The organism is Pseudoalteromonas sp. P1-26 (assembly GCF_001401795.1).
In the GTDB taxonomy this organism is placed as follows: domain Bacteria; phylum Pseudomonadota; class Gammaproteobacteria; order Enterobacterales; family Alteromonadaceae; genus Pseudoalteromonas.
On the sequence record NZ_LKDX01000019.1, the window covers coordinates 19,738 to 45,709 of the forward strand.

General features: G+C 41.3%; 29 protein-coding genes. 14 read left to right on the plus strand and 15 right to left on the minus strand.

The features are described 5' to 3' along the window. Positions 1-53: 53 nt before the first annotated feature. Positions 54-596 (minus strand): TetR/AcrR family transcriptional regulator, encoded by a 543-nt coding sequence (locus AN394_RS10880; RefSeq protein ID WP_054561785.1) that lies wholly within the window; start codon positions 594-596, stop codon positions 54-56. Positions 597-695: 99 nt separating this feature from the next. On the opposite strand from AN394_RS10880, the gene AN394_RS10885 reads away from it, so the two are divergent. Beyond that, complete coding sequence (locus AN394_RS10885; RefSeq protein ID WP_055021517.1) at positions 696-1,172, plus strand: HPP family protein; 477 nt, start codon at positions 696-698, stop codon at positions 1,170-1,172. A 30-nt stretch (positions 1,173-1,202) separates the two neighbouring features. Here AN394_RS10885 and AN394_RS10890 read toward each other — a convergent pair whose 3' ends face one another. Further along, the gene (locus AN394_RS10890) at positions 1,203-1,580 is read right to left on the minus strand and encodes a hypothetical protein (protein ID WP_054561783.1); all 378 of its coding nucleotides are present in this window, start codon (positions 1,578-1,580) and stop codon (positions 1,203-1,205) included. 150 nt (positions 1,581-1,730) lie between these two features. Here AN394_RS10890 and AN394_RS10895 point away from each other — a divergent pair, with 150 nt between their 5' ends. Beyond that, positions 1,731-2,483, plus strand: a complete 753-nt coding sequence (locus AN394_RS10895) for a Nif3-like dinuclear metal center hexameric protein (RefSeq protein WP_055021518.1) — start codon at positions 1,731-1,733, stop codon at positions 2,481-2,483. Positions 2,484-2,487: 4 nt separating this feature from the next. Here AN394_RS10895 and AN394_RS10900 read toward each other — a convergent pair whose 3' ends face one another. Both AN394_RS10900 and AN394_RS10905 read right to left on the minus strand, forming a co-directional pair. Continuing rightward, positions 2,488-3,252 (minus strand): YdcF family protein, encoded by a 765-nt coding sequence (locus AN394_RS10900; RefSeq protein ID WP_055021519.1) that lies wholly within the window; start codon positions 3,250-3,252, stop codon positions 2,488-2,490. A gap of 55 nt (positions 3,253-3,307) precedes the next feature. Beyond that, positions 3,308-4,195, minus strand: coding sequence for a LysR substrate-binding domain-containing protein (locus tag AN394_RS10905; RefSeq protein WP_054551603.1), 888 nt, complete (start codon positions 4,193-4,195; stop codon positions 3,308-3,310). Between the two features lie 356 nt (positions 4,196-4,551). Between AN394_RS10905 and AN394_RS10910 the strand changes: the two genes are divergently transcribed. Further along, entirely contained in the window at positions 4,552-5,202 is a 651-nt protein-coding gene (locus tag AN394_RS10910; protein WP_055021544.1) for an alpha/beta hydrolase, read from the plus strand. 2 nt (positions 5,203-5,204) lie between these two features. Next, entirely contained in the window at positions 5,205-6,029 is an 825-nt protein-coding gene (locus tag AN394_RS10915) for an alpha/beta hydrolase (RefSeq protein WP_055021520.1), read from the plus strand. On the opposite strand, the gene AN394_RS10920 is transcribed toward AN394_RS10915, so the two are convergent. The 4 genes from AN394_RS10920 to fadE all read right to left on the minus strand — a co-directional run bounded on the left by AN394_RS10920 (position 6,026) and on the right by fadE (position 11,868). Continuing rightward, positions 6,026-6,505, minus strand: coding sequence for a YchJ family protein (locus tag AN394_RS10920; RefSeq protein ID WP_055021521.1), 480 nt, complete (start codon positions 6,503-6,505; stop codon positions 6,026-6,028). The two genes, AN394_RS10915 and AN394_RS10920, sit on opposite strands and share 4 nt — an antisense overlap. A gap of 40 nt (positions 6,506-6,545) precedes the next feature. Next, on the minus strand, positions 6,546-6,983 hold the full coding sequence (locus AN394_RS10925; RefSeq protein WP_055021545.1) for a SulA-like leucine-rich domain-containing protein: 438 nt from the start codon (positions 6,981-6,983) through the stop codon (positions 6,546-6,548). Between the two features lie 302 nt (positions 6,984-7,285). Further along, on the minus strand, positions 7,286-9,211 hold the full coding sequence (locus AN394_RS10930) for a S9 family peptidase (protein ID WP_055021522.1): 1,926 nt from the start codon (positions 9,209-9,211) through the stop codon (positions 7,286-7,288). Positions 9,212-9,411: 200 nt separating this feature from the next. After that, positions 9,412-11,868 carry an acyl-CoA dehydrogenase FadE gene (fadE, locus tag AN394_RS10935; RefSeq protein WP_054551597.1) on the minus strand — a complete coding sequence of 819 codons (2,457 nt, stop codon included), beginning with the start codon at positions 11,866-11,868 and terminating at the stop codon, positions 9,412-9,414. Between the two features lie 336 nt (positions 11,869-12,204). Here fadE and AN394_RS10940 point away from each other — a divergent pair, with 336 nt between their 5' ends. Further along, positions 12,205-12,969 (plus strand): class II glutamine amidotransferase, encoded by a 765-nt coding sequence (locus AN394_RS10940; RefSeq protein ID WP_054561775.1) that lies wholly within the window; start codon positions 12,205-12,207, stop codon positions 12,967-12,969. A 15-nt stretch (positions 12,970-12,984) separates the two neighbouring features. Here AN394_RS10940 and AN394_RS10945 read toward each other — a convergent pair whose 3' ends face one another. The 5 genes from AN394_RS10945 to cmoA all read right to left on the minus strand — a co-directional run bounded on the left by AN394_RS10945 (position 12,985) and on the right by cmoA (position 17,357). Then, positions 12,985-13,791: a DUF3108 domain-containing protein gene (locus AN394_RS10945; RefSeq protein ID WP_082401575.1), complete on the minus strand. Its 807-nt coding sequence runs from the start codon at positions 13,789-13,791 to the stop codon at positions 12,985-12,987. Beyond that, positions 13,736-14,383, minus strand: a complete 648-nt coding sequence (gene purN, locus AN394_RS10950) for a phosphoribosylglycinamide formyltransferase (RefSeq protein ID WP_054551594.1) — start codon at positions 14,381-14,383, stop codon at positions 13,736-13,738. The genes AN394_RS10945 and purN overlap by 56 nt, the downstream gene beginning before the upstream one ends. Further along, complete coding sequence (gene purM, locus AN394_RS10955) at positions 14,383-15,435, minus strand: phosphoribosylformylglycinamidine cyclo-ligase (protein ID WP_054551593.1); 1,053 nt, start codon at positions 15,433-15,435, stop codon at positions 14,383-14,385. Before purM ends, purN begins: the two co-directional genes overlap by 1 nt. Positions 15,436-15,635: 200 nt before the next feature. Continuing rightward, positions 15,636-16,604, minus strand: a complete 969-nt coding sequence (gene cmoB, locus AN394_RS10960; RefSeq protein WP_055021523.1) for a tRNA 5-methoxyuridine(34)/uridine 5-oxyacetic acid(34) synthase CmoB — start codon at positions 16,602-16,604, stop codon at positions 15,636-15,638. A gap of 27 nt (positions 16,605-16,631) precedes the next feature. Then, a complete protein-coding gene (gene cmoA / locus AN394_RS10965; RefSeq protein WP_054551943.1) occupies positions 16,632-17,357 on the minus strand; it encodes a carboxy-S-adenosyl-L-methionine synthase CmoA in 726 nt (241 codons plus the stop codon). A 118-nt stretch (positions 17,358-17,475) separates the two neighbouring features. On the opposite strand from cmoA, the gene AN394_RS10970 reads away from it, so the two are divergent. The 4 genes from AN394_RS10970 (at position 17,476) to AN394_RS10985 (ending at position 20,207) form a co-directional block, all read left to right on the plus strand. Continuing rightward, complete coding sequence (locus tag AN394_RS10970; RefSeq protein WP_054561772.1) at positions 17,476-18,156, plus strand: DUF3334 family protein; 681 nt, start codon at positions 17,476-17,478, stop codon at positions 18,154-18,156. A gap of 245 nt (positions 18,157-18,401) precedes the next feature. Next, positions 18,402-18,680, plus strand: coding sequence for a hypothetical protein (locus AN394_RS10975; protein WP_055021524.1), 279 nt, complete (start codon positions 18,402-18,404; stop codon positions 18,678-18,680). Between the two features lie 75 nt (positions 18,681-18,755). Next, positions 18,756-19,058, plus strand: a complete 303-nt coding sequence (locus tag AN394_RS10980; RefSeq protein WP_055021525.1) for a hypothetical protein — start codon at positions 18,756-18,758, stop codon at positions 19,056-19,058. A gap of 132 nt (positions 19,059-19,190) precedes the next feature. Next, entirely contained in the window at positions 19,191-20,207 is a 1,017-nt protein-coding gene (locus AN394_RS10985; protein ID WP_055021526.1) for a DUF5924 family protein, read from the plus strand. 155 nt (positions 20,208-20,362) lie between these two features. On the opposite strand, the gene AN394_RS10990 is transcribed toward AN394_RS10985, so the two are convergent. Both AN394_RS10990 and AN394_RS10995 read right to left on the minus strand, forming a co-directional pair. Beyond that, positions 20,363-20,857 (minus strand): M48 family metallopeptidase, encoded by a 495-nt coding sequence (locus tag AN394_RS10990; protein WP_054561768.1) that lies wholly within the window; start codon positions 20,855-20,857, stop codon positions 20,363-20,365. Positions 20,858-20,879: 22 nt separating this feature from the next. Beyond that, positions 20,880-21,728, minus strand: coding sequence for a DUF72 domain-containing protein (locus AN394_RS10995; protein ID WP_054561767.1), 849 nt, complete (start codon positions 21,726-21,728; stop codon positions 20,880-20,882). Between the two features lie 227 nt (positions 21,729-21,955). On the opposite strand from AN394_RS10995, the gene aspS reads away from it, so the two are divergent. The 5 genes from aspS (at position 21,956) to AN394_RS11020 (ending at position 25,969) form a co-directional block, all read left to right on the plus strand. Further along, on the plus strand, positions 21,956-23,725 hold the full coding sequence (gene aspS, locus AN394_RS11000; RefSeq protein ID WP_055021527.1) for an aspartate--tRNA ligase: 1,770 nt from the start codon (positions 21,956-21,958) through the stop codon (positions 23,723-23,725). Positions 23,726-23,834: 109 nt separating this feature from the next. Beyond that, complete coding sequence (locus AN394_RS11005) at positions 23,835-24,041, plus strand: hypothetical protein (protein ID WP_055021528.1); 207 nt, start codon at positions 23,835-23,837, stop codon at positions 24,039-24,041. Beyond that, positions 24,038-24,628: a pentapeptide repeat-containing protein gene (locus AN394_RS11010; RefSeq protein ID WP_235576260.1), complete on the plus strand. Its 591-nt coding sequence runs from the start codon at positions 24,038-24,040 to the stop codon at positions 24,626-24,628. Before AN394_RS11005 ends, AN394_RS11010 begins: the two co-directional genes overlap by 4 nt. Before the next feature lie 31 nt (positions 24,629-24,659). Next, positions 24,660-25,244 carry a GNAT family N-acetyltransferase gene (locus AN394_RS11015; protein WP_054561764.1) on the plus strand — a complete coding sequence of 195 codons (585 nt, stop codon included), beginning with the start codon at positions 24,660-24,662 and terminating at the stop codon, positions 25,242-25,244. Continuing rightward, positions 25,238-25,969 carry an alpha/beta hydrolase gene (locus AN394_RS11020; RefSeq protein ID WP_054561763.1) on the plus strand — a complete coding sequence of 244 codons (732 nt, stop codon included), beginning with the start codon at positions 25,238-25,240 and terminating at the stop codon, positions 25,967-25,969. Before AN394_RS11015 ends, AN394_RS11020 begins: the two co-directional genes overlap by 7 nt. The last annotated feature ends 3 nt before the right edge of the window (positions 25,970-25,972 follow it).

Sequence of the window (25,972 nt, forward strand, 5' to 3'; positions counted from 1 at the left end):
CATAGCGTAAATCTAAACTGAAAGCGGCCATTGTGCCGCTTTTTATTGTTAATTTATTGTTTTAAATGAGGAAAATGTTTAATTCCAACTAGTTTTGCTTGGCAGATCATGCCCTCTACAAGCGTCATCAAATAGTGGCTGTGCGAGTCTAGCTGCGAACTTTCCATGTTATTACACGCTGATAAACGCTGTTTAATTAACTGCTGTACTGCCATTTTATGCTCTTTGCAGGCTTGATTTATCGGGCTTGTAGGATCAGCAAACTCAGCGGCAGTGTTAATAAATAAACAGCCATTAAAATCACCTAACTCAGTCACTTCAGAATTAAACCAAGCTTCATGGCAGCTGATCAAAGCGACTTTAAATTCTTCAACAGTAGTTAGCTTGCTGGTGGCATGCGTTAACCAATTTAAAAACCTGTTATGTCGCTCACTAAGGCACGCTAATAATAACTCATCTTTACTTGCGAAATGATGGTACATGGTTTTTTTGGCGACACCCGCCACACTAATAATTTCGTTTATTCCCACACTATGAATGCCTTTTTGATAAAAAAGTGACAGGGCGGTCAAAATAATATGTGTTCGTTTATCCATAACAAGGTCTCATTAGGTGACTAATGATAGCTTAACAGAAGTAGACCGACTTGTCTACCATTTGCTGGTAGACAAATCGGTCTACCTATTGGAGGTTTTATGGAGAATAAAGTAAGCAAGGCGGCCATTGCGGGTATATTTGCTTGTATGGCAATTTTTGTATTGGCCTATTTACAGCAATTAGGAAGTTATGGGGTGTGGTTGATGGCTCCATTTGGAGCAACTGCGGTGCTGGTATTTGGTGTGCCACACAGTCCTTTAGCTAAAGCGAAGAATGTTATTGGTGGGCACTTTTTAACTGCACTAATCGGCGTTGTTTTTGTAAATTATGTCGGAGTAGGGCCTGTTGAAATTGCTATAGCTACAGGGTTGGCAATTAGCCTAATGATGTTGACAGATACCGTACATCCCGCTGCAGGCGCAAACCCAATTTTGATAATGCAATCTATGCAAAGCTGGGACTTTTTAGTGATGCCTGTATTGATTGGAACCGTATTTATAGTGTTGTTTGGCCATGTTAGCCAATGGATTATAACTAGCCAAATGAACAGCCATAAAAAAACCGCTAACGAGTAGCGGTTTTTAAAATTGCTAAGTGTAATTTGATTACACAACACCACGCGGTAAACGACAATCGTGGTCTTTTTCAGCTAGGTTAACAATCCAAAGCTCTTCAGCTTTGTAACCGTCATCGTTTGCTGTAACAACAGTGAACGATGCTTTCTTAGCTGTTTTAGCCGGTGCAGCGGTTTTAGTTTTGGTTTTTTTCGCTGGTGCTTTAGGTGCTTCTTCTGCTTTAGGCTCAGCTGTTTTACCAGAAGTGAGCTCTTCAGTCAGCGCTGCAACATCAGCAAGGCGCATATTTTTGCCACCGTCGATGCTATACCAACCAGGTTTTGTTGTGATTTCAGGTTTCTTACCATTCGCTGCTTCGTATGCTGCTTCGAAGGCATTTAACACTTCTGTTTTGTCTAGTTTGCTCATCAGAGACCCTATACGTTGTAAACACAGATTAAGAATATATATTTATACCTATTTTCAGCTTACTTTTCAATTTTTTGCGATTTTCCTTCCATTTTTCACTCATAAACGCCAAAATTTGCACAAAATAGAGGGTTGAAGGACGATTTTTATATGCAACGCAAACAATTTACTCAATTATTAAACGACATTCTTAAACCTGATTCTATCGCTGACTTTTGCCCAAATGGCTTACAAGTTGAAGGTGCGAGCGAAGTAAAAAAGATAGTGACGGGTGTCACCGCTAGCCAAGCATTGATTGATGCCGCTATTGCAGAAAATGTAGATACTATTTTGGTACACCATGGTTATTTCTGGAAAGGGGAATCGCAGCCAATCACGGGCATGAAAAAGCGCCGTATTGCAGCACTTTTAAATAATGATATTAACTTATATGGCTATCATTTACCGCTAGATATACACCCTGAAATTGGTAATAACGCGCAACTGGCTAAGTTACTCGATATTGAGTTCACAGGTGGGCTTGAATCTGGCCCAAATAGTGTGCCAGTAAAAGGCCGTTTAAAAACACCTTTAAGTGGTGAAGAATTTACCGCCAAAATAACCCAAGTACTTGACCGTGCACCATTAACTAGTTTGGTAAGAAAAGAGAAAATCGAAACCATCGCTTGGTGCACAGGTGGCGGACAAGGGTATATTGATTTAGCGGCAGCTCAAGGTATTGATGCTTATCTTACAGGTGAAGCCTCTGAGCAAACGATTCATAGTTCACGCGAGCAAAGTATCGACTTTTTTGCAGCAGGGCACCATGCGACTGAGCGTTATGGCATTAAAGCCTTAGGCGAGCTTTTAGCTCAGCAGCATGGTTTTGATGTAACGTTTATCGATATCGACAATCCAGTCTGATGTTCTACAGCGCCTCTGGATCAATCCAGCGGCGCACATTCACCCATGCACTGCCAATTTTCTCATGCGCTACTCTGGTCACTGCAACAAGTACTGCAATGTTAGGTATAAACTGTTTGTACGTTGGATACTGACTAAAATCTTGAAAGTCGGTTGCCGCTGGGATCACATCAATGCCTTGTGCATTAAATAAGTCTTTAGCTCGCGGCATGTGGCTCGCTGAGGTGACTAAGGCAGTTTTTTTATCGACTAAATAAATGGCAAGTCGTTTCGCCTCTTCTGCGGTGTCCATGGCGAGAGGGTTTTGTTTAATTCTCGTTGCAGAAATACCTAACGCTTTTGCTGTCTCAAACATGAGCTGGCTATTGGTGGTATTAGCAAAGCCGCCTCCTGATACATAAAGGGTGGCATTTGGATAGTGATGGGCAAGCTTAACACCTTCAAGTAATCGAGCAAGCGCGCAATCGCCTAACTGGTGGTTTGCTTGAAGGCGCGAGTTGGGCATTATTGAGCAGCCAAGTACCACAATGTTATCGAGTTTAGGGTGTTTCGCTTGGTTAAATTGCCAAGCTGGGTTATTGCTTGCAGCTATCAGTGATTGACCAATAAATGGCGTGCTTATCAGCATTAAAGTTAGAATACTAACAAAGCCAAAATAGAGTGCTTTGCGTTTATGTGCAATGGCTAAAAATACCATCACTAAAGTAAGAAGCCCGAGCAAAGGCAGGGGCATTAATAATGAGCCAATGATCTTTTTAATTTCAAACATGTATCAACACTATTGTTTGTAACAGATGCAGCTATGTTAGTTATTTTGCCTAGCTTTAGCGACCGTTATTTTGCTTACATGTATTTAAAAAGTGGCGATAAACTGGGTTATCTTTCATATTCTTTTTCATCGCTAAATACATAGGGCGAGTAAGGCCTAGTGCACCTAACGGAATAGACTTAATGAGCCCTTGGCTTTCATAAGGGGTGACTAGCCAGTCTGGTAATGCTGCAACCCCCATACCTGCACTCACTAATTGAAATATCAATAAGCCTTGGTCAACCGTTTTAAGCGTGCCATCAAAGCGTGCATTTTGAATAAAATGTTTAAAGATGTCTTGGCGCTCACGGGGAATAGGGTACGAAATAATTGTTTCGTTTTTTAAATCAAGGGCGGTGACATAGGCTTTTTTTGCCAACTCATGATCCGGTGCAACGATTAGTTTTAATTTAAAATCAAACAGGTGAGCATACTCAAGTTGATCGGGTTCACGAATATCAGAAGTCAGCACTAGATCTAATTCATCATTAATTAAATCTGGAATGGCGTCGTAACTAAAGCCGCGCTCGTAATCAATTTTAATATCAGGCCAAAAATTATTAAATTCTTTGATGGTTGGGAGCAACCAATGAAAGCAGGCATGACACTCAACGCTTAAACGTAAATTTGAAATTGGCTGGTTAAGACTTTCTTTTAACCGACATTTTGTTGCCTCAACACGAGGTAATACTTCATTAGCAAGCTCCAGAAGTAGCATACCTTGCGGAGTAAAACGCACAGGCTGTGTTTTACGTTCGAACAGCTGGCAATCTAACTTATTCTCGAGATCTTTAATTTGATGCGATAAAGCCGATTGAGTTAAAAACAACTCACGGGCGGTATTGACCAAAGAGCCTGTTTCTTTAAGGGTCGCTATGGTTTTTAGGTGCTTTATATCAATCATCTTTAAAAAATCTCATGGAAAATGTGAGTCTAACTCAGATTACGAACATACTACGCCTTAGAATTTATTTTTTCAACGTCTAGACGTCTAAAACCTGCAGTTATTTTAACTGCTTTTTTACAATACGCCTTTTGATAAATAATTGACAGCGTTGTCATGTGGTTTTTTGTAGTTTAACTATGAAATTCCATGAATTTACCTCAAGTTGAAACTTGCAGTTTAAATCGTGATACAGCTTGCGATTAGTAATTTGATATTTAATTAAAATTACCGAGAGTAGGGTTTAGTTGTTTGCTAAGATATTATTTTTTAAGGTGTTATTATCTTCTATTAGGTGTAACGTGATTTTTAAAGGAATGCTTGTGATACGTACCTTACTTTTACTCTGTGCATGCTGGGTTTTGCCTGTTTGCGCTGGCACTATTTACAGCCAGTTTCCAACAGAGATTGACCCGCATGGTCACTATGTTTTTTATTCACATGGTTTTATCGTCGAAGGGACAAACCCTAAGCCTGTTCACAAAACCTTTGGTGTTTATGACTTTATTGCAGTAAATGAAGCACTGGCAGATGAGAGCTATCATTTAATTGCCTATCACAGGCCAGAGGGCACTGAGCCATTTACGTTTGCGAAAAAGCTCGCTGTAGATGTTGAAGCATTGATCAGTGCCGGTGTTGCTGAGTCGAACATTAGTTTGGTTGGTTTTTCACGGGGCGGGGCATTGTCGATCCTAGCAGCCAATGAACTTAAACGTACACATATTAACTTAATTATATTGGCAGGTTGCGCAGGCCTTATAAAAAATCACACATCAGTTAAGGCTTATGGCAAGGTGTATTCTATCTTTGAGCGCTCAGATCAGGTTGGCTCTTGCCAATTTTTAATTGATAGAAGTGACGTAACCAAGTTCGAAGAATTAAGCATTAATACAGGGCTCTCCCATGGCGCATTTTATAAACCAAAAGATGAGTGGCTGTTACCAATTAAGAAGTGGTTAAAGGATTAACTATGCCTTATATATTGCTCGTTTTTGTGATCAGTGTTTTGGGCGTGAGCTCCGTAAGCTATGCTGAGCCGTTTACTTTGCCACATACTAATACTGTGTTACTTAAAGATAAACATACCGAAAACGAATACCCCATTACGATTAAATTGCCACGCAGCTACCAAAAGCAAAACCAGAAGCGCTACCCAGTTGTTTACCTGTTAGATGCAAACTACAGTTTGCCAATTACCTCTGGTGCTAGTCGCTTTATGATGAATTCGGGGACTATAGAAGAGGTAATTATCGTTGCAGTAGGATATCAAAAAGGTGTATCAGGGCTTGATAGCCGTATTTATGACTATACGCCATTTGAAGATAAAAATTGGCAGCGTAAAACTGGCGGAGCAAGTCAGTATCTAAACTACCTAAAACATACTGTATTGCCTTATATTGAGGCCGACTTCAGAACAACCCAAAAAAGTACGTTAGTCGGTAACTCACTTGGCGGTTTATTTGCGGCTTATACCTTATTCACTGAGCCTTCGCTTTTTTCAAATTATATTATCGGCAGTCCTTCAGTGTGGTTTAAAGAAAACTCAATATTAGCTATGGCTGTAAAACCAGCTGCCAACACAACAAAAGTTTACATCGCAGTGGGAGAACTTGAAGAAAGCGAAGGTGAAAAAATGGTGTCGGGCGCAAGGCAATTAGCAGCTAAAATTAATAAACATAGCGGCGCGCTGGTTACAACAAATTTATTTGTTATCCCTCAGGCACGCCATGCAACTGCATTCCCAACAACGATTACCCAAGCCTTAGACTGGATTTACCAGGTTAATGGCAATTAAAGAGCGTGACACTTTTTATATTTTTTGCCGCTCCCACAAGGGCACTCGTCGTTACGGCCAATTTTAATATCTGCAACTGGCGTTATATCACCATCTAAGTAACGCCATAGGCCATCTTCTTTAATAAAACGCGACTTTTCGTGTAACTCACAATACAAGTTTTGGTAAAAGTAATTAGCTTTAAATTCGACAAAACCTTCTTGATCATTATGTTCAGTATCTAAAACACTTAGCTTGGTAAAACGGCAGCTATTAGCAAAATCTTTAATTTCGCGAACAGGGTTAGCGGCTTGTTGGCTTTGTGCATAGGTACTGAATACATATTTCGCATTTTTCAGCGCGTAAGCACTAAAACGAGAACGCATAAGTTGCTCTGGGGTATCAGCTTGGCTTGCACCTGTATGAAAAGGCTGGCAGCAAAGCTCGTAAGTCGATTCGCTGCCACAAGGACAAAGGGAGTGTGTGAGTGATGTCATAACAACTTACCTAAAACTATAAATTGTTATTTTAACAAGCCTATTGTGGCTGCGGTACTAAATTGTTTAATTGAGCGCTTTTTGTAAAACAATAAAACTTAGCAGATGCCTGCTCAAGGTTTAAGTTCATCGAATCAAGTTGATGATTGTTTACAATATCTGTCCATGTGATCACAGCAGCAAAATTACCGTTATGTAATGCTGAACTAAGAACATACTCAAGATTAACTAAATGTTTTTGTCTGATCACAAGTAGTTTGCTGGTATCAATCGAACATGAATCTAGTAAGGCTTTACTAGGAACATGATCAGGAGCAATTAATAGTGTCCATGCATTTTGGCTATTGTAATGATGCAATACTTTTAATAGCTCAAAGGTTGCTGATATTTCGTCTTCAATTTGAATTAAATTAACAGACGCTTTGTCGTTATCTTGTTGGTAGCTTTTAACTGTTCTTATGGTAATTGGCTGTAACATAACTTTCACTCACTGGTTGTTTATACAGTATGTGTATACAGTAGTTTATACAGTGTTTTTGCGCAAGTCCTTTTTTGCTATTTTTTAACCAATTATTCAGTTTTATTTTAGTTAAAATTATTTAATTGTTATTAAACAGTTGCTTATGGTTTTATTTTGAAGGTTGGAAAAGGTGAAAAATTTATCATTAAATCCACACAGTATTTTATACAGTACTGTATAAACTGTTAAATTTTGATTCTATACAGGTGTTTTGCATAAAAAAGCCGGCATAATACCGGCTCTTTATCTTTGAAATTTTGCTATTTATCTAAGTAGGTATTTAAGAACTCAAGGTATGCATTTGAGGCTTTTATGCGGTTTTCTTTTTTAGTAAAACCATGGCCTTCATCATCGAATAATACATATTCAACAGGCACACCATTTGCCTTTACAGCGGCAACAAGTTCATCGCTTTCAACTTGTAAAACGCGTGGGTCGTTAGCACCTTGGATCACCATTAATGGCTTGGTGATGTTTTTAGCATGAAATAGTGGCGAAATGGCACGGTGACGTTCACCGTCTGTCGCTGGGTCGCCCATTTCATCATACAGTGCCTTTTTAAAGCTTTCCCACCATGGTGGAATCGAGTTTAAGGTTCTAACCCAGTTTGTTACACCAAATATATTAATGCCTACTTTGAACTCTTCAGGTTCAAAGGCAAGTGCTGCGGCGGTCATAAAGCCACCGTAGCTGCCCCCCATGATGCCAATTTTATCTGCATCAACCCAATCTAGGCTTTGTAGGTGTTTTTTACCGTAAACAATATCTTGTAAATCGTCAGTGCCATGTTTTTTATCATCTAAATGGAAGAACGTTTTACCATAGCCTGAGCTGCCACGGTTATTAACTGCAAAAATGGCATAACCATGATTGACTAGATGCTGCTGCATTGCACTATATCCTGTGCGACTTTGGCCGCCAGGACCGCCGTGCACCCAAACTAAAGCTGGTACTTTGTTGTTGCTATTAGCTTGCTTAGGCTTATATAAAACCCCAGGGATCTCTAAACCATCAAAGCTTTTAAAGCGCACAATTGTGCTTTCAACCAAGTCATTTTGATCAATTGCTTCACTTAATGTGTTGGTTAATTGTTTAGCTTTTGATTCACCCAGTTGCCACACAAATAGGTTACTTGGCGAGGTATCTGAATTTAAATAAAACGCCATGGTCTTTTCATCAGCTGAAAAGTTCACACCACGTAAGTTACCAGCTGGCAGCGATGGCATGGCAATAGCTTTACCTGTGGTGGTATCAATTATCGACACTTTAGTGCTTGCGTCAGCATTAACACCGCTTACTTGATAACGGCCAGATTTAGAGAAGTAAATGAAGCTCACATCCCACTCATCTTTGAGGGCAGGGCTGTGCTCGCCGGTCGTTAAGTCATAGCGCCACACTTCTGCAAATTCACCTTTGGCATCGGTTGAGTAATATAATGATTTACTGTCTCTTGAGAAGGTTTCAGGGCCATATTTTGCGTCGTCGTCATGACGGGTAATGAGTTCTGGTTTCAGTGTTTTCTTACGCGTATCGAGAATAAAAACATCGCTGTCTTTGTTCGAATTGTTTTTCGATAAAGCAATAAAGCGGCCGTCAGGGCTGATCGCACCGACATCTAGCCCCATAGTATTTTGATAAACAGGCGTTACTTCATAGCTGTTAGCATCAACACGATATAGGTCCATAAACTTAGCATCACGCTGATTGCTGGTTATAAAAAAGTGTTTACCGTCTTCTGTGAAGCCTGCAAATCCTGCACGGGTTTCTTCACCTGGCGTAAGATCTTTAACTGTGCCATCTGTTTCGCGAACGTAGATGTGATAACGCTCGTTACCGCCTGAGTCTTTAGTAAATAGTACGCGCTCATCTTTAGGGAAATAAGCCACAGCATAAGTACTGTCTTCAAAGTCTGTTAAGCGGGTTTTTTGGGCGGTTTTTATATCTACTTCATAAAGGCTATAAATGCCGCTTTCGTCACTGCTAACGAGTATTTTGTCGCCTTTCGGTGAAAAGCTGCTGCCCATAATTGAGGTTGTATCAAAAAAGGTTTCAGCGTCGTACTGTTTAACAGTTTGGCTTTGTTGCACGCTTTCGGTGCTACTTGTTGATGGGGTTGATTGAGAACATCCTGCAAGCGCAAGGCTAAGCGCGCATGCAACGGCAGCTAGTTGAAAACTCGGTTTCATTGTAATTATTCCTTGTTAATTTTTCGTTATCAAGTGTTGCGTGTTCATAATCTAAACGCAAGTTTTACCCGTTCGATATTTGTTACAAATCATGTAAATAAATAGGGACAAGGAATGTGCTAGAGGGTTTATAAACAAAAAAAACCAGCGCAATTTGCGCTGGTTTGGTTTTTCATAACAATTGGAATTGTTTTGCTAGCTTAAGCGGCGTCTGCTTTTTTATCGCTCTCGCCGCGGGCAACATTACCTGCAACTAAGTCTGCTGGGTCAAAGTCGTCAACGTTAATTACGTCAAGACGGGCTTTTTCAACAGCAGCTAGTTTGTCGGCTTCAGCTTGGCTTAAAATGCCTGCTTCTAGGCCCATTTGCGCTACTTTATCAAGCTGGAAGAAAGGCAGTTTTACGCCTTTTTCACGGCATACCTTGTCAAACAGAGGCTCAACTTCAAGAATATCTTTAAGTGTTTGCTCTTGACGGCCAACAAGGTTAAGTGGCTCGTTTTTAAGGTAAATGTAGTTAGCTAAACGGTTACGAGTTTCGCTCGGTACTTGTAATAAGTGTGCAAGTTTGTGCTCAAGCTTATCAGTAGGCTTACGAACTGGACGACCGAATGGGAATAACATGATTTTTAGCATTGCACGTAGTGGTGCAGATGGCATGTTATTGATTAAGTCAGCGAGTGCACGTTGGCAGTGGTAAAGGTGATCTTGGCAGCTCCATTGAACAAGCGCAAAATCTTCTTTTTTACGGCCTTCGTCGTTGTAACGTTTAAGTGTTGCAGATACAAGGTATAAGTAGCTTAGTAAGTCACCTAAACGTGCAGAGATACGCTCTTTACGTTTTAATGAACCACCAAATACCGCCATGCTGATATCTGACATTAATGCTAATGATGCACTGAAACGTGACGCAACACGATAAAACTCAGCGGTTTCGTCTTTGTACGGTGTACTTGTGAAGCGAGCATTTGTTAATGCTAACCACTTAGTACGTACAAGGTTCGAAATAGTAAAGCCAACGTGACCCATTAATGCTTTATCGAATACTGCCAGCGCTTCTTCACGGTCTTCAATAGCACAAGCACCTAGCTCAGTTAACACGAATGGATGACAACGAATTGCACCTTGACCATAAATGATCATGTTACGTGTTAAGATATTTGCACCTTCAACGGTAATTGCAATTGGCGCACCTTGGTAACCGCGACCTAAGTAGTTGTTTGGACCAAGCATGATGCCTTTACCACCATGAACATCCATGCCGTGAATAGTCGCTTCACGCATTTGCTCAGTTAAGTGGTATTTGATAATCGCAGAGACAACCGATGGTTTTTCACCAAGGTCAACAGCCCCTGTAGACATGCTAACAGCAGCATCAGAGCTATATGCGTAACCTGCAAGTTTTGCCATTGATTCTTCAACACCTTCCATTTGACCAATTGGTAAACGGAATTGACGACGAATACGGCTGTAAGAGCCTGTTGCAAGCGCAATTGTTTTAATGCCACCTGTAGAGTTAGACGGCAATGTAATTGCACGACCAACAGATAAACATTCAACAAGCATACGCCAGCCTTGACCTGCCATTTTCGGGCCACCAATGATGTAATCAAGTGGTACGAAGATGTCTTTACCGCGAGTAGGACCATTTTGGAATGGTACGTTTAGCGGGAAGTGACGACGGCCAATTTCGACCCCTGGAGTATCTGTAGGGATCAGCGCACAGGTAATACCAGGTTCTTTGTCATCACCTAGTAAACCGTCTGGATCTTGTAGTTTAAATGCAAGACCAAGTACAGTCGCAACAGGAGCAAGAGTAATGTAACGCTTGTTCCATGTTAGGCTAATACCAACAACTTCTTCGCCGTTCCATTGACCTTTACAAACAACACCGTAATCAGGAATTGCACTTGCGTCAGAACCAGCTTCTGGTGATGTTAAAGCAAAACATGGGATCTCTTGACCACTTGCTAAACGTGGTAAGTAATGATCTTTTTGCTCTTTAGTACCATAGTGCTGAAGTAATTCGCCCGGACCTAATGAGTTAGGTACACCTACGATAGAAGAAAGTAGCGTCGATTTACTGGTTAACTTTTGCAGTACACATGATTGTGCATAAGCAGAAAACTCTAAACCGCCGAATTCTTTTTTGATGATCATGGCAAAGAATTTATTATCTTTTAGATATTGCCAAACATCTTGCGGTAAATCAGTTAGTTCGTGAGTTGCGTGCCAGTCATCTAGCATGCTACACACTTCTTCAACAGGACCATCAATAAATGCTTGCTCTTCGATAGTCAGTTTAGGTGCTGGGTATTGGTGCAATTTGTTCCAGTCAGGACGACCACAAAACAGATCCGCTTCCCACCACGTAGTACCGGCATCGATTGCTGATTTTTCAGTATCCGACATAGTCGGGGTTACTTTTTTGAAAGCAGCGAAGATAGGTTTAATGATGTATTGTTGACGAACGCCAGTCACAGAAAGTGGCACAGCGATAAGTAAGAATAGTAGCCAACTAATTGCGCCAAACGCGCCAGCAAATGTGCCAACAAGTAAAGTCGCAACGGCAATACCTAAGCAGGTATTCCAGCTTGCTCTGTGGTAACTCGCGATACTAAGCAGCACGAGTAAACCAAGTAAAAATATGAGAGTCATTGATTATTCCTTAATAGAGGTCAGACCACCTCTTTTAGAGTAGCGCTAGAAAAGCGAATTATCAAGAGGGGAACAAGGATTAAAACGGCTTGTTTGGTGAGTTTTATTATTTTAAAAATGGCTATCAGTGCAAAAACATTTACAGCAGATGAGGAATTGTTGAGTAATTACTTATAATCAGCGCCGTTATACTTGCGATTAGTTGTGAATTGCTCAGATAGTTCTGAAAATCTCAGCATAGCAGTTGCCATCTTTAGCGCTATGATTAACAATGAGCGCAGGCAGAGATCAGCCCATCATGCCTTCCTTCGATTAGTTTTATAGGTTAAGAGTTCTATGTGTGAGTTGCTTGGCATGTCGGCCAATGTACCAACGGATATTTGTTTCAGTTTTTCAGGATTATTAGAGCGCGGTGGTAATACTGGCCCACATAAAGATGGCTGGGGCATCACTTTTTATGAAGGTAAAGGCTGTCGTACATTTAAAGATCCTGAGCCAAGCTGCCAGTCAGAAATTGCCAAACTCGTAAAAGCTTACCCAATAAAAAGTATTTCGGTGATAAGCCATATTCGCCAAGGTAATCGTGGTCGTGTATGTCTTGAAAACACCCACCCATTTACTCGTGAGTTATGGGGACGCGAGATTACGTATGCCCACAATGGGCAATTATCGAATTATCATGATTTAAAACCAGACTATTACAGGCCTGTCGGTAATACCGACAGTGAACTGGCGTTTTGCTGGCTGCTTGATAAAATTCGCGAAAAATACCCTAAGCGCCCATCAAATATGGCGTCTGTATTTCGCTATGCTGCCAAGCTTGCTCACACACTGCGTGAAAAAGGCGTATTTAATATGCTACTTACCGATGGTGTTTTCGTTTTAGCTTATTGCACCAATAATCTACATTGGATCACACGCCGTGCGCCGTTTGGCAAAGCGACATTAATTGATGCTGATATGGTGGTTGATTTTCAAAAAGAAACCACACCGAACGACGTGGTTACTGTGATTGCAACAAGGCCGCTCACCAATGATGAACGCTGGCAGAAAATGGAGCCAGGTGAGTTTGCACTGTTTAAAATGGGCGAAAAGATTTAAATAAAAGATGAAGCGCTACTCAGGCGCTTCATTACTCACTTCATTATTTGTTACGGCGACTGGCGTGGTCACGGTAAATGAATTAAGTTGCACTTCAAATTGCTCTACGCCTTTTTCACCTTTCCACATACGAACTAGCATGTAGTCCATTTCTGGGGCAAACCAAGCGAGTGCTTGACGCTTGTCGTTATCGTATAAACGTTTTACTTTAATCGCTTCTACATTGCCGATGGGCAATGAAATCATTTCTGTGCCGACAACTTCAAAGTTGTAGTTACGTAAATTGCCTTTTTTATCAACAAGTGGATAAGATAATTGCGTTTTGCCTTGTTTTAGCTCTTCGCGAACTTGCACTTGATAAGACAGTGAATCTTGAAATTCATCTGACCAATCAATTTTAAGAGGATATTTACTTTGGCTGCTTTGAACTTGTTTTTGCGTCGCATCAAATTTCAAGCTGTATTCTTTATCAGGCCCTGTGCCTGAGCGCTCCATGGTGTAACTCATTGGAGAAACTTTCTGATCATGATAAGTAAACATGGATGTTTCTTTTCGTGAGTCCGAAAAAATCATCCATTCGATTTCACTGTGATAGGTGATCACGTAGTTACCGTCAGCGGCTTTTTTCAGCTCGCGTACTGCTTTACCATGGGTTTCGCCTTTACGAAGTACATCGTATTTGGCTTGGTATTGAGTGAGGTCGCCAGCTAAAACACTGGTAGGAAGTAATAAAGTGCCCACACAAGCGAGTAGGGCACTTAGATTTTTATTCTGGGTAGTGCGCGCCGTGTGCAGGAAGTTTCTTTTCGTCAAAAACTGCATAATCTGCTTCCATCTTGAGTCGTTGTTCACTGAACCACTTGACCACCAATGGATAGATTATATGTTCTTGCTGATGAACACGTTGTGCGAGTGTCTCTGCGGTATCGTTTTCGAGTACCGGAACTTTGGCTTGAAGAACAACGGGACCGCCGTCTAGCTCTTCTGTGACAAAGTGAACACTAACACCATGAACGTCATCTTTTGCATCTATCGCTCGTTGGTGGGTATTCAGCCCTTGGTACTTAGGCAACAAAGAAGGGTGAATGTTCAACATTTTTCCCTTAAACTTTTGCACTAAGCTAGGTGTAAGAATACGCATAAAACCAGCTAATACAACTAGATTTGGTTCAAAATTGTCAATAATGTCCATTAACTCAGCATCATAGGCCTCGCGCGAGTCAAAATCTTTATGGCTAAGTACACGTGTTTGTATACCTGCATTTTTTGCTCGCTCAAGGCCATAGGCGTCGGCTTTATTACTAATTACAGCGGCGATTTCGGCCTTTATCTCACCACGCGCACATGCGTCGATGATGGCTTGAAGGTTTGAACCGCTACCAGAAATTAATACAACAAGACGACAAGGGGTCATTAGTCACGACCACCTAAAATTTCTACTTGCTCTTCACCTGCTTTCGCATCTTGGATCTCACCGATATGCCATGCATTTTCGCCAAGATCTTTAAGAATTGTTAAGCTTTGCTCAAGTTTGTCAGCTGGAACAACTAAAACCATGCCTACACCACAGTTAAATGTACGGTACATTTCGTGTGTTGTGATGTTGCCGTTTTCTTGTAACCAGTTGAAAACAACAGGCCATTCCCAGCTATCACCTTTGATTACTGCTTTTGCAGATTCAGGAAGTACGCGCGGGATGTTTTCCCAGAAACCACCACCCGTGATGTGAGATAACGCATGAACGTCAACCTGCTTGAATAGCTCAAGTAGTTGTTTAACGTAGATACGAGTTGGCTCTAAAAGGTGATCGCCTAGTGTTTTGCCTTCAAGCTCTGCACTTGTGTCTGCGCCAGATACTTCAAGAACTTTACGAATTAATGAGAAGCCGTTTGAGTGAGGACCACTTGATGCAAGAGCGATTAATTGGTCGCCTGCAGCAACTTTAGTACCGTCGATAATTTTTGATTTCTCTACAACACCAGTACAGAAACCAGCCATGTCGTAGTCTTCGCCGTCGTACATACCTGGCATTTCAGCAGTTTCACCACCGATTAAAGCGCAGCCAGAAAGCTCACAGCCTTTACCAATACCTGTTACAACATCAGCCGCAGTATCTACGTCTAATTTACCAGTTGCATAGTAATCAAGGAAAAATAGTGGCTCTGCACCTTGTACAATAAGGTCGTTTACACACATAGCAACAAGGTCGATACCCACTGTGTCGTGCTTTTTAAGATCGATTGCTAAACGTAGTTTTGTACCAACACCGTCTGTGCCAGCAACCAGTACAGGCTCTTTATAGCCAGTTGGTAGTTCGCAAAGTGCGCCAAAACCACCGATACCGCCCATTACTTCAGGACGTCTGGTTTTTTTAACTACGCCTTTAATACGCTCAACAAGTGCATTACCGGCATCGATATCTACGCCCGCGTCTTTATAGCTAAGAGACTGTTTTTGTTCGCTCACAGGTTTTCCTCAAAAAAGTTGCATGTGGGTTGCTTAGAAACGCGCGTATTTTACAACAATTGCACTGGCGCGGCTAGTTGAAAAATCACTTTAACCGACTTGACAAGGACAGTTGTCCGGTTTTTTGTTTTCAAGTTCCAAGGCAAAAGTATCAGGCAAATGAACTTTTAACCTTGAAACTCGAAACTTCTCACTATTTGTTAAGCTTTCGCGGTTAAAATAGCGCGAAGAGGGGCAGGGTAACCTTCAATGGTTTTGCTGGTGTCATTTGGGTCTAAAAAGTCGACTAATGATTCGTTTTCCATCCACTGGGTTTTACGTTGTTCTTCAAGCGTTGTGATTGCGCAGTCTTTAACTTGTACATCTTTAAAGCCAACGCGCTCCATCCATAGTTTTAATGCCGCGGTGCTTGGGATAAACCATACATTACGCATTTTCGCATAGCGGTCAGTTGGCACTAAAACTGTGTGCTCATCACCTTCAACAACCAGTGTTTCAAGGACTAACTCACCACCAGGGCGAAGCTGTGCTTTTAATTGCGCTAAAAAGTCGATAGGTGAACGACGATGATATAAAACACCCATTGAAAATACCGTATCGAATGCTTTTAGCTCTGGCAGAGCTTCAACACCTAACGGCAATAAATGCACGTTTTCATCTTGGTGATAATGCTTTATCGCTTGGAATTGGCATAAGAATAAATCAGATGGATCAATGCCCACTACAAAATTAGCGCCTTCACCGCGCATGCGCCACAAGTGATAACCTGAGCCACAGCCAATATCAAGCACAGTGCGGCCTTTTAACGGTTCTATATGAGGCAGTAAACGATCCCATTTCCAATCACTGCGCCACTCAGTATCAATTTCGATACCGTGTAAGCTAAATGGCCCTTTACGCCATGGCATAATGCGCTTTAATAAATGCGTTAACTGTTTTTGCTGACCTTCAGATAGCTCATCACCGGTGCCAATTTGTACTTTATCCTGAAGATTCACATGGTTTGTGCTTACCTCAGGTAAGTTTTTCAGCACTTTTTGCCATTTCGGTAAATCACCGTGGCTGGCTTCTAGTTCCCAGTGTTTTAATTGGCCAGGCAAAGTTTCGAGCCAGTGGCTAAGCGGGCTTTGTGCAATCGCAGCGTAAAATTGGTTAAACCATTGAGACATGAAATACTCTTTATATCGTTGTGATGATTACTTGATTGCAATCATCGAGCAGAAGTTAAAACATTGATACCACACTTGCGTTTGGCTAAAACCAATTTCACTTAATCGGTTTAAGTGGGTAGATAAATGATCAGGGCGCATGACATTTTCGATAGCCGTACGCTTTTGGCTGATCTCAAGCTCTGAATAGCCGTTGTGACGTTTAAAATCATGGTGTAAATCAATGAGCAAATTATCGCATTGCTCATTTTCACCTCTAATTTTTTCGCTCAGCAGCAAAACACCGCCTGGTTTTAAATTTGCGTAAATCTTTTCAAGCACCGCTTGGCGCTTTTCAGGTGGAATAAACTGTAGTGTAAAGTTCATCGCGACCACAGAGGCATTCTCGATAGCTAAATCGTTGATATCACCCAGTGTAACCGTGACCGGCACGTCAGAGCGAAAACCTTGTAAATGTAATTTACAGCGCTCAACCATCGCTTCTGAATTATCAACAGCAATGATATTACAGTTATCAGTGCGAATATTGCGGCGCATACTTAACGTTACAGCACCAAGAGAACAGCCTAAGTCGTATAGGTTTGAATTGCTTTGCGCGTACTCACCAGCCAGCTTACCCATGGTGCTAACAATAGTTGCATAACCTGGCACCGAGCGCTGGATCATATCAGGGAAAACTTCTACTACATGTTGGTCAAAGCTAAAGTCTTTAACCGCTTGCTCAGTGGCATAAATACTGTCTTTTTGCGTCACTTGAACAGTCTCTTTAAAAAATAATACCGCTATTTTAGCATTTTTAACTGGATAGTCAGTGATAAATTCAGTAGCTTGGCTAGAATTATCAATAACAAGTACAAAAAAGAGAAGTTTAATGACAAAAAGCAAAGTGATCAGTACTGAAGATATCTTATCAACTCTGTGTCATTCAGTGACTGGAGTTCTGTCTTCAGCAAGCGGTAACAGTATTAGTTATTCTGCTATGGTTCAAAAAATCACCCGCACCTGTATGCGCCCAGATATTGGCTGTTTTGTATTGTTCGATGGTGGCTTTACCGGTCTTGTGGTAACAAACTTCACAGCGCAAGCAGCCATGGAAATTTACCATGACTATATGCGTAACATGGGTATGCCTGAGGACGAAATTGCACAAAGCCATTTATCAGATGATGTGGCAAACGTACTCGGCGAGCTGATGAACCAAATCGTTGGTGACTTTACGTCAAAAGTACGCGACCAGCTGCATACTTCTATCACGCAAAACCAACCTAAGATGATGGCGATTAATAAACAAGTGCAAATCTCTGTTGATACCACCATGGATAGACCACAAGCGCGCCGTGTGACCTTCACTACAGCGAAGCAAAATATCTTCTATCTAGAACTGGCAATGGATAAAACTGAGTTTATCAAACTACATGATTTTGATATTTCAGAAGCCGTTGACCCGGATGACATCATCGAAAACGAAGCTAAACAAAAAGCTGAAAAGCAAAAAGCATCATCACAAGCAGACGATGCAGATGATGATTTTATGGCAGAGCTTGGTTTGTAACCTAACGACTTGAGCTGTCAGCTATCAGCCGTCAGATAAAATAGAGGCGCGGGTCAGACCGCGCTTTTTTGTTTTTAAAAGGCTATAGCACTTAGTGTTTTATGTTGAGTTTATTTCAACGCTGAAATTCAATTGAGGGTACTAAGCCCTAAGTTTGAAATATGGTTTTGCAGCTTTCGTTAAATTAATGTTTTGGTGTGTAATACATAAATTAATCTACTGAAATAACTCAATAGGCAATTGAATTGAAATTTAATTACATATATCAAGATGTTATAGTCGATGAAGTAAAGTTAAAACGCTCTGGGAGTGAGTTTCAAGTGTTTGTGACATTCCAAACTCAATCGGAGACTTTACATGTTGTACTTAATGGAGTCCGAGAGATTGATAATATTTCTGATTTGTTAGAAGCAAAACAACTTTGGCTTGAAGATAGCGAATCTAATCAAGCTGAGTATGGAAAATTTAACCTTGGTATTTCACATGAGAGTTACACGGAAATTTGCTTTGACTCATTAGGTTAAGGGCCTTGTAAGCTACCTTGGTATAAAAAATAGTGCTTGGTAGCAATTGCTTACATTCTTAGGTTAAGGAAAATAGTGCTACAAGAATTAGAAAATTGGAGAAATTCAAAATCTAAAATTTTGACAATTGAAAATCTCAAGGTGGTTCTTTCTGCTCAATTGGGTGAGCCAACTAAAGCTCAATACATTGAAATTAAGGGCAATGGCCTTGTAGCAAGGGCAACACTTTGGGAAAATGGTAACCTTGTATTAAAAGCAGTTAGTTGTCAGTCTGATAAGCAGGTAATTTTAAAACATCTGAATTCATGTAAGGCATGGCAAATTGACGATGAACTTAACTGGTTGTTGAGTCAAATTGTTATTTACGAACCTTCATAATCGATGTAGTTGAGTAACTAGTCTTGGCTCAAAACTTACAGTTTAAAGCTTTGAACTTAAAGCTCGTTTTAAAGCCTACATTCATCCAATTTATGCTTTACTCATAAAGCCTTAAATGGATTTGATGATTACATGAATTACTTAAAAAACTTTATAACTAAATTTGTTTTCATGATGCAGAAGCGGCCGGGGTTGATGGCGGTGTTGGCTTTTTGCAGTGGTGTAGCAAGCTATGTCTTTGTTGAGCGAAAAGAATCGTTTTCGCAACTTATCTCTATTTTGCTATTAGTCACTTGGTTGTGGTTGTTAATAGATAACTGGCTAAGAGATAAAGTAGAGGAGCGTTTTGGTGTGGCGGTGTCGCCTAACGTCATGCGCTTTGCGCTGCAAGTTGTGCAGCAAGAAAGTTTGTTTTTTGCCTTACCATTTTTCTTAGCAGTGACAACCTGGGACCATGGGCAGGCCGCGTTTACCGCTTTAATTATACTTTGTGCGTTCGTTTCTGTTGTTGACCCCCTCTATTACAAAAAGCTCGCAAGACACAGTGTCTGGTTTAGTGTGTTTCATAGCTTTTCTTTGTTTGTCGTGCTGTCGGTTACCTTGCCAATTTTATTAAAGTTAACGACCAGCCAAAGTTTTGAAATAGCGCTGATCACGGCTGTTATTTTAACGATTCCAAGTCTTGGTAATTTGATGCCCAATGCTAAATGGTGGCGTTTCCCGCTGTTGGTGTTATTGCTTTGTGCATTAGGTACCGGGCTTTGGCAATTACGTAGTTTTGTGCCACCTGCGGCACTGCGTTTAACCGATATGAGCATGTCGTATCAGCTTGATGAACAAGCTCGTAAACCGCTTTCGCCAATATCAGAACTCACTGAGCAGAGCTTACATGAAAAAGGTCTATATAGTTTTAGTGCGGTAAAAGCACCGCGAGGGTTAAATGAAAAAATCTTCCACGTTTGGGTGCATAATCGAAAAGAAGTTGACCGCATAGCCTTGGATATTTCTGGTGGTCGTAAAGAGGGCTATCGAGCGTGGAGCCATAAAACGAATTTCCCTGCTAATGCTGCAGGGAAATGGGTCGTTAAAGTGGTTACCGAGTCTGGGCAGCTGATAGGGCAAAGAAGGTTTGAGGTTTCAGAAGTTTAGCTATCAGCTTTCAGCCGTCAGTTTTTAGCTGATCGAGATGGGGGATAGTTATTAGAGTTTTTGAACAACAAGAGCTCAACATTCATTCCCCAGGTTTTATGTTTTTGATAGCTGATAGCTGATAGCTGATAGCTGATAGCTGATAGCTGATAGTTTTAATACGGATTTTTCCCTTCACCTACCAGCACACTGAATATTCTTAAATCTAGTTCTAGTTGATGATATTGCGGCTCCATGTGGCAGCATAGTTGATAGAAAGCTTTGTTGTGGTCTTTTTCTTTAAAATGAGCCAGCTCGTGTACGACGAGTGCTTTGAGAAGTGGCTCAGGTGCGCGAAGTAGGTCGCTATTAATGGCAAGGTCGTGTTTTCGGGTTTTACCTTGCATACGGAAAGTATGGGTGCCTAAGGCATTCGTGACCATATCGCCTTGTTTTTTGAATGCAGCACGACCAAAAGGCAGGGCATTTTTAAGGTAGCGCTTTTTCAGCTCAGTGGCGTAACTGTATAAAGCTTTATCGCTGGTAATGCTATGCGCATCAGGGTATTTGCCCTTTAGGTAGTTAGCAGCTCTGTCGCCATTAAATAGCTGTAACACTTGCTCAATGATGTGAGGCGGGTAACCTTGAAAATAACGGCTGTAATCTTTCATATTTTCTCTGATAAATCGGGCGCTAAAATAAACTGCTTTGGCTTGCTTCGCGTTCACCCATAAAAGGTGCGAGCACGGGGTGATTGTAACCTAAATCTTGGCAAAACTGTCTTGCTAAAAGTGGTGACTGGCGATTATCTGCGGTATGAAAAAACAAATAGGGTGATTTTCCTTCATCAAGCCATTGCTTTACTTTTTTCAGCCATGGCTGGTAATACGACTTGTATTCATGTTCAAGACTGGCAATCACAAAGCGCAGCATAGGCTGATTTCCTGTTGCAATGGCATGCACAGGTAAATAAGGTTTTTTCTTTTGCGCATCAATGAGTGCATCGGTATCGGCGGGTACAGCAAATAAAGCGCGGGTATCCATACTGATACGGTCTATATTATTTTCAATTAATAGCTGATTTAAACGAATTTCTGCATCATCTTTTTGAAAGAAACCGGGGTGACGTACTTCTATACCGTAACTAAGTTGTTTGGGTAGTTGTGCAATAAAATTAGCAAGCAGTGGCAGTGCATCTGGTCCAAAGGCACGGGGTAGCTGCAACATTATTTGCCCCGTTTTAGCAAAAATTGGCTCAAATAAGTTTAGCCACGCATTAAGCTCACTAGTTATATTCGTCAGTTGTAATTCGTGACTAAAACGCCGATGAAACTTAAAAGTAAATTTAAAGTCTTCGGGTACCGCATCATGCCAGCGCAATAATGACTCATGACTTGGATCAGCATAAAAACTGGTGTTGCCCTCGACTGAGTTAAAGCATTGCGCATATTCACTGAGCATGTCGGCGCTTTTACAGTGACTAGAGAGTAAATTTCCTTTCCATGCGGTGCTAGACCACTGCGGACAACCTAAATACAGCATTAAACCAACCAATAAATTTAAACTTTAGCTAGTGTATCAAAAGAAATGTTTGCTCAGAAGTCGGGGTATATATTTAGCCCCCGACAGGCACTGCTGGCACTCGCATTTTGCGATGGTTTGGGTATAATGCTCTGCCTTAAATGATTACTTTGTATAGTGGCTTTTGCTCTCAAAATAGCGAACTCTTAAGAGCAGGCGGCTATAAGTCTTTAACTGACAGGAATACTATGCGCTCTATATATTGCGGACAGCTAAACAAATCTCACGTAGATCAAGAAGTTGAACTATGTGGTTGGATCAACAAACGCCGTGACCTTGGTGGCCTTATCTTCGTCGATTTACGTGACAGAGAAGGTTTAGTACAAGTTGTTTTTGATCCTGAAGTAGAAGGATTAATGGATACTGCGAATAAACTACGTCAAGAGTTTTGTGTGCAGTTAAAAGGTGTTGTTCGCGCACGCCCTGATAGCCAAGTAAATAAAGACATGGCAACAGGTGAAGTTGAAATTTTAGGCACAAGCTTAACCATCATCAACCGTTCAGAGCCATTACCACTTGATTTTAATCAGCAAAACTCTGAAGAGCGCCGCTTAAAATACCGTTACCTAGATTTACGTCGTCTTGAAATGAGCGACCGTATCAAACTTCGTGCAAAAGCGAGCAGCTTTGTGCGTCGTTTCTTAGATGACAACGGTTTCTTAGATATCGAAACACCGGTACTAACAAAAGCAACGCCAGAAGGTGCGCGTGACTACTTAGTACCTAGCCGTGTTCACAAGGGGAGCTTCTACGCTTTACCTCAGTCACCACAGTTATTTAAACAATTATTAATGATGTCGGGCTTTGACCGTTACTATCAAATTGTTAAATGTTTCCGTGACGAAGATTTACGTGCTGACCGTCAGCCAGAATTCACACAAATCGATTTAGAGACGTCATTCATGAGCTCTGATGAAGTGCGTGCAATGACTGAGAAAATGATCCGTGAGATGTGGCAATCATTATTAGACGTTGACTTAGGCGACTTCCCAGTAATGCCATACAGCGAAGCAATGCGTTTATATGGTTCTGATAAACCAGACCTTCGTAACCCAATGCAGCTTGTTGATGTTGCTGATTTAGTAAAAGACGTTGAGTTTAAAGTATTCTCTGGTCCTGCTAATGACGAAAAAGGCCGTGTTGCTGTATTAACTGTACCAGGCGGTGCTGAGCTTTCTCGTAAACAAATCGACGATTACACTAAGTTCATTGGTATCTATGGCGCGAAAGGCCTAGCATGGATGAAAGTGAACGACCGTGCTGCGGGCGTTGAAGGTGTACAATCACCAATCGCTAAGTTCTTAAACGAAGAGGTGATCAACCAGTTACTTGAGCGTACTAACGCACAAACTGGCGACATCATTTTATTTGGTGCTGACAAGCGCAACGTTGTAAACGAAGCAATGGGTGCGCTACGTCTTAAGATTGGTGTTGATTTAGGCATTACTGATCTAGATAGCTGGAAACCATTATGGGTTGTTGACTTCCCTATGTTCGAAGAAGACGACGAAGGTACATTGCATGCGGTTCACCACCCATTCACTGCACCGAAAGGTATTTCTCCTGAAGAGCTTGAAGCAAACCCAGCTGGTGCACTATCAGATGCATACGACATGGTATTAAACGGCTACGAAGTTGGTGGTGGTTCGGTACGTATTCACAATGCAGAAATGCAAGAAACAGCATTCAGAATTTTAGGTATCGAAGCGCAAGAGCAACAAGACAAGTTTGGTTTCTTACTTGATGCACTTAAATACGGTACGCCACCGCATGCAGGTCTTGCGTTTGGTCTTGACCGCTTAGTTATGTTGTTATGCGGTACTGATAACATTCGTGACGTTATTGCTTTCCCTAAAACAACTCAAGCATCATGTTTATTAACAGATGCACCAAGCAAAGCAAATGCAGATGCATTAACTGAGCTTGCAATTGATGTTGTAGCGAAAGACGCTGAATAATTCATAATAACCTGAATTATAAGACTTAATGAATAATAACCCTAAGGTGTATGCCTTAGGGTTTTTTTGTGCTTAAATGAATATTTAGTATGTTCTTCAAGGAGAGAGAATGAATATCAGTGCAACTTTTCTAGGTTATTTTGTACTTGTTATGGTCCCACTGTTTGCCGCTATCAGCTATTACTTAGGTAAGCGCAAAACTTCAACACCAATCGTGGTGGCCGCTATTAGTGGCTTTTTAGCGCTAATTCCATTGTTTGGCCTTATTTTTATTGCAGTACTTGCGCTTAAACAAGATATTGAGACCACCGCGTGATCGCAAGCCATTCGCTTTATTTTGAACACACCTTTGAAGTAAACCTTGCAGGGCAAACATTTTCGCATTGCGAATTTGAGCAATGTGAATTTATCGACTGTGACTTTAGCAATAGTCAGTTTGAAAACTGTCGGTTCATAGAGTGTGAGTTTAAAAACTGTAATTTAGCTGCCCTTGGGCTTAGGTACACCTCGCTTGAAAAAGTAAGCTTTAAACAGTGTAAATTAACCAGTGTTCGTTTTACTGATGTTGATTGGCCGTTACTCGCCAGCCGTGCTCCAGTGAGTTTTGTTGGCTGTGAACTTAGCCACAGCAGCTTTTTTGAACTTAGTTTAAAAGCTTTAAAAATGCGTAGCTGTTTTGCCAAAGATGTTGATTTTAGACATGCAGATTTATCTTCAGCTGATTTTACTGATACGGACTTTCGTGACAGCTTGTTCCAACAAACCAACCTCAGTAAGGCTAACTTTATTGGTGCCAGCCACTTCGCCATTGATATAACAGCTAACAATATCAGTAAGGCCAAATTTGAACGTTATGCCGCTTTGGATTTATTAGCAGGGCTCGATATAGAGCTGGTGGATTAAATATTATTGCTACTTAAGGTTAAGAAAAGTTATGGATTTAAGTCCCATCACCTTAGAAGGTCAATTTGTTAAATTAGTGCCGTTAACGCTTGAGCACCGTGATGCTCTAGTTAGCGCCGCTTCAGATGGAAAGCTTTGGGAGCTTTGGTTTACCTCGGTGCCTAATGAAGAACGTGTTGACGATTATTTAAGTATGGCGTTTGAACAACAGTCACTTGGTCGCGCATTACCATTTGCTGTCATCGATAAACACACCGATGAGGTGATAGGCTCAACTCGCTTTTGTAATATCGACAGTAAAAACCGCCGTTTAGAAATTGGCTATACATGGTATGCCAAGCGTTTTCAGCGTACTGGGGTTAATACTGATTGTAAAAAACTGCTGCTGAGTTATGCATTTGAAACACTTAATGTGATTGCTGTTGAGTTTCGTACCCATTGGCATAATCAGGCTTCGCGCAATGCTATTGCTCGCTTAGGGGCGAAACAAGATGGGGTGCTTCGTAATCACCAAATAATGGCTGATGGATGCGTACGCGACACCGTGGTGTTTTCAATTATTGATGGTGAGTGGCCTATGGTTAAACGTAGCTTAGAATTCAAATTAGCATGTTAAATATTAAAAAGGCGGCGCTATTGCTCGCTTTAACGCTTTGCGGGCAAACAGCCTTTGCAAATCAAACAGAGACACTGTTTGATACTGAGCGGGCACGCCATATTCCGGTGACCATTACAGCAGCCGATAGCAAATGCACGATAAAGAAGAAATGCCCCGTGGCGTTTATTGGGGCAGGCTATGGTATGGCACATACAGACTATCAATTTGCTCAGCAGGCCTTTCATCAGCATGGTTATTTAACGGTTGAAGTTGCTCATGAGTTAAAAGGTGATCCGAGTTTAAACCCTGAGCCACCATACATGACTACCCGTATGGAAAACTGGCACCGTGGTGTGCAAACCCTTGAGTTTTTAGCCGTAGAACTTGCAAAGCGTTACCCTGCGTATGACTTTAATCAGCTCACTTTATTTGGGCACTCAAATGGGGGAGATATTGCAGCATTATATGCCGCTATTTATCCCGCTAAGGTGTCTAAGCTGATCACCCTTGATCATCGCCGTATGCTGACCCCAAGGAACAAAAATATTGCTGTACTGACACTACGCGGTAGCGATTACCCAGCAGATGACAACGTATTGCTAACGCCGCAAGAGCTCGCTGTATACCCAGTGACGCAAATTAAGCTTAAAGATTCGCGCCATAACGATATGTATGATGGTGGCCCAAAATCGCTTGTTGCACGTATGAGTGAAGAACTTAACGCGTTTTTATCTCGCTATTGATGC